General features: G+C 66.1%; 6 protein-coding genes. All 6 read right to left on the reverse strand.

Annotated elements, in window-relative coordinates; genetic code table 11:
* A partial coding sequence (locus ACXJKH_RS13155) for a hypothetical protein (protein WP_457319889.1) occupies window positions 1–890 on the reverse strand: 890 nt, incomplete at its 3' end.
* A gap of 48 nt (window positions 891–938) precedes the next feature.
* Window positions 939–1,697, reverse strand: a complete 759-nt coding sequence (locus ACXJKH_RS13160) for a hypothetical protein (protein ID WP_457319891.1) — start codon at window positions 1,695–1,697, stop codon at window positions 939–941.
* A gap of 8 nt (window positions 1,698–1,705) precedes the next feature.
* Entirely contained in the window at window positions 1,706–2,404 is a 699-nt protein-coding gene (locus ACXJKH_RS13165) for a C39 family peptidase (RefSeq protein ID WP_457319893.1), read from the reverse strand.
* Between the two features lie 138 nt (window positions 2,405–2,542).
* Complete coding sequence (locus tag ACXJKH_RS13170) at window positions 2,543–4,009, reverse strand: adhesin (RefSeq protein WP_457319895.1); 1,467 nt, start codon at window positions 4,007–4,009, stop codon at window positions 2,543–2,545.
* Between the two features lie 44 nt (window positions 4,010–4,053).
* A complete protein-coding gene (locus ACXJKH_RS13175) occupies window positions 4,054–4,692 on the reverse strand; it encodes a hypothetical protein (RefSeq protein WP_457319896.1) in 639 nt (212 codons plus the stop codon).
* The gene (locus tag ACXJKH_RS13180) at window positions 4,689–5,219 is read right to left on the reverse strand and encodes a hypothetical protein (RefSeq protein WP_457319898.1); all 531 of its coding nucleotides are present in this window, start codon (window positions 5,217–5,219) and stop codon (window positions 4,689–4,691) included. Before ACXJKH_RS13180 ends, ACXJKH_RS13175 begins: the two co-directional genes overlap by 4 nt.
* Between the last annotated feature and the right edge of the window lie 485 nt (window positions 5,220–5,704).

Here is a 5,704-nt window from a genome sequence, read left to right on the forward strand (position 1 = left end):
ATGTTGGCCTGCCATACCCCATTGCCGGTGGGCTGTTGTTCGGGCACGGCGAAGCGGATGAAGTCGTCATCGTCGCGTTCGAGTACCTTCCAGTCCACGCCATACGGCGCGCGCCCCGTCGGCGCGGTGGCACCGGCCGTCRGCACGGTTTCCGGCCAGCGGCCATGCTCGGCAAACAGCCGGTAGTTGGCACTCATCCCGACATCGCCAATGCCGTTGCCGGTGGTTTCCTCCTGCGCGATCGCCGCCGCCGAGCCCCCGGCACCACCTTTCTGGAACACGGTCTTGCGCGCCAGGTAGGGCACGTCCAGGTTCAAGGTCAGCCGCGGGCTGACACCCCAGCGCGCGGCCAGGTTGTAGGTCAGCGTGTCCGACTCGACGTTYTCGATGGCGATGTTGCCCAGGAAAATCGCATCCAGGGCCAGGAAACCGTTGAGGGTGACCTGCTTGCGGTCATAGCGTGAGTAGGTGAGGCTGTTTTCGATGGTGAAGCGACGGCTGAACAACGCCGCCTGCTGCTGTTTGACGTCATCCACGCTGCGTCGCGAGGGCTGCTTGGCCTGCTGCGCTTCGGCAGCGCTGCTGGCATAGCCGTCGGCGCTGGGCGCGGCAGCCGGGGTGTCGGCTGGCAAAGGGGGCGGCCCGGCGTTGGCGCCCGCGATCGGCGCGGTCTTGCCAGACAGCCGCGCCTGCATCGCCTGCACCTGCATGTCCAGCTCGCGCAGGCGACGCACTTCCTGCGCGTAGTTGGCCTTGAGTGTTTCCAGCTGGGTGATCAGTGCCTTGACGTCGGCTTCGTCGGCCGGTGCGGGCTGCGCGTGTGCGCCGGCGGCCGCCATCAGTGCCAGCGCCGCCAGCGCCAACGGGGTTGCGTGTATCGAGGTGTGCATGTGCCTTGGCCCACGGTTGTGTTGTCACTCCCCCTGCCCGGCCCTGGATTACTGGCCGGGCCCCATGCCGACACCGCGCACCAGCGTCATCGCCTGGGCCACGTTCTGGCCGAKCGGGACGTTGCTGGCCAGCGACTGCCGGACAAGATCGATCTGCATGCGGTTGCTCACCGCCTGGCCATCGCTGCCGATGGCAATGCTCTGGCCGACGCTGCCGTTGCGGATCCACTGCTGCACCGCGCCGACGCCCTCGATCTGCACCTGCACCTTGGCGGTGTTGCCGTCCAGCTGCGCCACCGCGCTGACCCCGCCCTGCTGCACGCTGGCCAGGGTCGGCCCCGCGCTGCCTTCGGCCGGTGCAATGCCATCGCGTACGTTGAGGTGGGTGGTGTTGCTGGCCACATTGCCGTCACCGGCGACCTGGATGCTCTGGGTCAGGCCCGCCACGTTCTGCAGGCCGCTCGCATCGATGCTGCGACCGGGCGTCACCGGCAGCGGCGCATCGGCGGCGGTCACCGTCACCGACGGACTGAAGCTGACCTTCGGCGTAGCGCCGTGGCTGAAATCCATGCCCAGCGTGAGTGCGCTGCGCGCGGCCTGCCCGCCACTGTTCCACTGGGTGATCATGGTCACCCCGAACCAGGCCACGCTGTTGCCGTTGACCGTATAGCGCCCACGCATCAGGCTCAGCTCGGGATCGGGTATCTCATTCAGGCCCTTGCCGGGCCGACCTTCTTCGGCGTGAAGCGGCGCTGCCCCCAGCAGGGTCAGCAGCAGCACGCGCTGCGTCCACAGTGCAATGTTCATGGTGCCTCCTAGAACAAGTCGGCGTGGGTGAAACCGAAATCGACCAGTTCCGCGTCGGTGATCGGCCCCTGCCGGGCGTACAGCGAACGCGCGCTGGGCCGTTCGCCGGGGAGCAGCAACACCGTGTTGCGATCAAAGTCACTACCGATCACGACAAACACGGCGCGCGACGGCCACGCCTGTAGAAATTCGCTGACGGGAATGCTGCGGTTGCCCAGGATCGGGTCGGCGACATCGACCACATCGTCGCGAACCTGCTTGAGGACCACGAAGTGGCGGAAGCCACGCACATCCATCAACACCAGCCCGGGCACGCGCAGTGAGCGCAGGCGCTCCTCGTTGACGCGGTAGCCGCGTCCGCGCATGCCCATCGATTCGACATACCGTTTGATGTCCAGCAGCGAGAACCCACGCTGGTGGACCAGTTGCGGGTCCGAGACCCCCATCATCCCTTCGATCACCGTGCCTTCGTCGGCTTCCAGGTGGTAGGCGTAACGCAGGATGGTGGCCAGCGCCGCCGCGCCACAGCTGTAATCGGTGTGTTGCCGCACCACGTTGCGGAAGCGCCGTTCCTGCATGCTTTCCACGCGCTGGGTGAGCACCGCCCCGTTGGGCAGCACCCCACTGAAGCCGACATCACCGGCACGTGCAGTGCCGAACGGCAGCATCAGCCACAGCAACGATCCGCACAGCGCTTGCTTCAACATCGACGTCACTCCGGAAAAAGGAGGGAGCCCCTGCCCCAAAGGGGGAGGATGGGACAGGGACTCCCGGGAGCCCGGCTACTGGCGGGTAGCCGGGTTTGTTGCGCTCAACGCGTACTGCTTGCGAAAACGGACATCACGTTACTCGCCGGTGCCGCCACCGCCGCCGGTGGACGGTTGCGCAACGGCCAGGGCCAGGCTGTTGGCCTGCAGGTTGCCGGTACCGGCCGCCACGTTCACCCCGATGTTGCCGGAGGCGCCGGAGAACGCACTGCCGGACAACGCCGCGGTGTTGGTCGCATCCACGTTCACCCAACGGGTGGTGGAGACGGTGCCGCTCAGGCTGGCATACAGATCGGCCACGCCCAGTTCGACGAACCGGCTGGTGCCACTTTCATCGGTATCGAAGGCGATACCGCCCACGCCTTCCCGGTTCGGGTTGGCCGTTGCGTTCTGGATCTCGTTGTCCATGTCGAGGTGGCCGGTCGGGTTGCCACCCGGGTGCGGCAGTTCACCGCTCCAGGAATCCAGGTAGTAGTTGTCCTTCTGGTAGGCGCTGCCACTGCCGCTGTAGGTGCCGGCGCCCACGGCCAGGGTGCCACCGGCGACGCGGCCACGCAGGCTGACGTTGACGGTGTCGGTCATGGAGCGCAGGTAGCCGGCGTTGGCCACGCTGTTGCCGGTGGAGACCTGGTTGGAGCTGATGCTCGAGGTCGCATAGGCGCTGGTGGCCACCGAGGCGGCGAGCGCGTTCTTCTGCTCGTTGTTGTTGCCCGAGGCGACGTTGGCACCGATGTTGCCCGACGCGTTGCTGAAGGCATTGCCGCCCAGGCCTGCGGCGTTGGTCACGCCGGAGTTGAGGGTGGTGTTGCCGGCGCCGTACTGGTTGACGAACACTTCGGCGTCGGCCATGCCGAAGCTGAAGGAGGCATCGGCCGCGGACAGCGACGCGGCGTTGTCCTGGGCGTTGTTGTCGCCAGCGGCGACGTTGAAGCCGAGGTTGCCCGAGGCATCGGAGCCGACGTCATCGGCGATCGAGGCACTGTTGGTGACCAGGCTGTTGGAGGCGGCGTTGTCGGTGATCGACTGGCGGTTGTCGATGATGGCGATGGCGGCCGAGTCGAGGTCGATCGAGCCGGTGATTTCCGGATCTCCCGAGAAGTTCACGTCCGAACTCAGGCGCATGTCTTTTTCAAGGTTGACGTCGACGCCGTGGTTGTTCTTTTCCTGGCGCTCGTCGGCCTGGATGTTACTGGTCTTGTTGACGTTCTCGTTGACGGTGACGTCGCGGGTACGGGTCACGCTGCTGTTGGTGGTGCTGTTGTTGGTGGTATCGGTGTTGCTGGTGGTGTTGTTGTTGCGGGTGTTGTTCCAGGTACGGTTCCAGGTACGCGAATCGTTGTCGTTGCGCGTATTGGTTTCGATGTTGGTGTCGATGTTGGTATCAACATCGGTATCGACGTTGGTGTTGAGGTTGGTGCGCGTTTCCACCACGTTGTGCAGGTGGTTGATGAACGCGCTCTGGTTCTGGTTGTCCTGCGCGGCGACGGACGCGGACGCGGCTGCGATCGCGATGGCCAATACGGTACGGTGCATGTTGGTGTTCATGGTGCCCTCTCTCTCATCACAGACAATCGGGTGGATGTGACTACTCACGGGGTGGACTGCACCGAGATGCTCAGTTGGTTTGCGGTGGCGTTGCCGGATCCCGCGATCTGATTGAGTTGCAGGACGCCGTCGAAGCCCTGCAGCGCGGTGCCTTCCACCGCGACGCTGCGGGTTCCGGCCGGCCGACCGCGATTGACGGCCCCCTGCCCCCCTGCTGACGCAAGCGCCCCCGACGCGGCCAAGGCCGCATCGTTCGACTCGCGTATGCCCTGTTGCGCCAGCGTGGCGGTGACGACGTTGCGCGTCGCGTTGCCGGTGCCGCTGGCCTGGTTGATCATGGCGACGCCACTGGCGCCGTTGAGTGCCTGTCCACCGATGCTGGCGCTGGCGTGCAGGGGACCGTCGCCGGTCACCTGGTTGTCGGCCTGCTGCTGGCGCGCGTTGACGGCGATATGGGCGTTGCGGCCGTTGGCGATGCCCAGCAGGTTGGCCTGCTGGTTGAGGTCGCCGGCGACCATGTTGACGGTGATGGCACCCTCGGCGCCGGACAACGCGCGGCCGTCGATGCGGCTGGTGTTGAGGTAGGACAGCATGGCGGCGTAGTCATCGGCCTGCTGCGCGCAGAGCGGCAGCGGCGCGGCGATGACGGCGGCGATGAGCAGGATGCGCGGCAGGCGGTTCATTTGCCTGGCCCGCCTACCGGCTGGCCCAACGGGAACTGCGCCAGTGCGCCGCGCACCTGGTCGCCGATGCCGCGGGTGGCGCCGGTGACGGCCCCCATGGGCCCACCGATGGTGGTGCTGAGCTGGCCGCCGGACAGCATGCCGCTGTCGGTGACTTTGCCCAGTGTCGCGTTGACGGTATGTCCGGTGACGCGTTCGATGGTGGTCGGCGCATGGGTAACGCCGGCGCCGGTGTTGGAGCCCAGGGCGGCATAGTCGTCGTCGCTGAGTTCATCCATGCCGCTGGACGTGCCAAGGGCCTGGGCGACTTCGCGCTTGGGCGAGGGATCGGCGATCAAGGCCATGCCGGGCGGCGCAGGCCGGTAGGCCGGCCGGGTGGAGACATCGCGCAGCAGGACGATTTCACCGGGCTGCGCCTTGATACCCTGGCGTGCGCCGGAGGCGTGCGCCGCGCAGGGCAACGCGAGCGCGGCGGCAAGSAGCCAGCCACCTGCGGGGATGATGCGGTATGCAACAACGCTGTCCATGGCGACCTCCTCGAAACGTGCCGAGGGGTAACGCAGCATTCGTGCCAACGTCCAACGCCCGTCATTGCGGGCCTTTTCGGCATCTCAGGGTGTAACGCGGCAACAGGGTTGTTACAGATCCGTTGGAAATAACATCTGCTGAACAAGCACATCACGCGCCGCACAGGCCCGCCGCTGCTCGCTTTCTTTCAGGTGTATCACCCGTGTTACGCCTGCTGTTACACCCTTTACAGCGCGTGGTCAGGATCAGTGAAGACAGTGCGGCGAGGGTTATTCGCCCTTACTGGTCGGGTGGCCAGGTGCTACAGCAAAAGCCGATCAAGTATTCGGCTTCCATCCGGGCATCACGGCGTGCCTGGGATGTCTTCTCCGTTCGGGCCTGCCGCGAGCGTCAGGGCCCCGTAGCGGCTTGCGGTAAGCAGGCGGAAGCCAGGCTTTTTGGGCTGGTCGGTGGGTCGGGCGCTGGGCTCCCATGCCCTTGGAGG

This window comes from Stenotrophomonas sp. P5_B8, assembly GCF_054049855.1.

Excerpts from the sequence above, each read along its gene's own strand:
- ACXJKH_RS13165 (WP_457319893.1), bottom strand. The coding sequence starts at position 2,404 with ATGTTGAAGCAAGCGCTGTGCGGATCGTTGCTGTGGCTGATGCTGCCG.
- ACXJKH_RS13170 (WP_457319895.1), bottom strand. The coding sequence starts at position 4,009 with ATGAACACCAACATGCACCGTACCGTATTGGCCATCGCGATCGCAGCC.
- ACXJKH_RS13175 (WP_457319896.1), bottom strand. The coding sequence starts at position 4,692 with ATGAACCGCCTGCCGCGCATCCTGCTCATCGCCGCCGTCATCGCCGCG.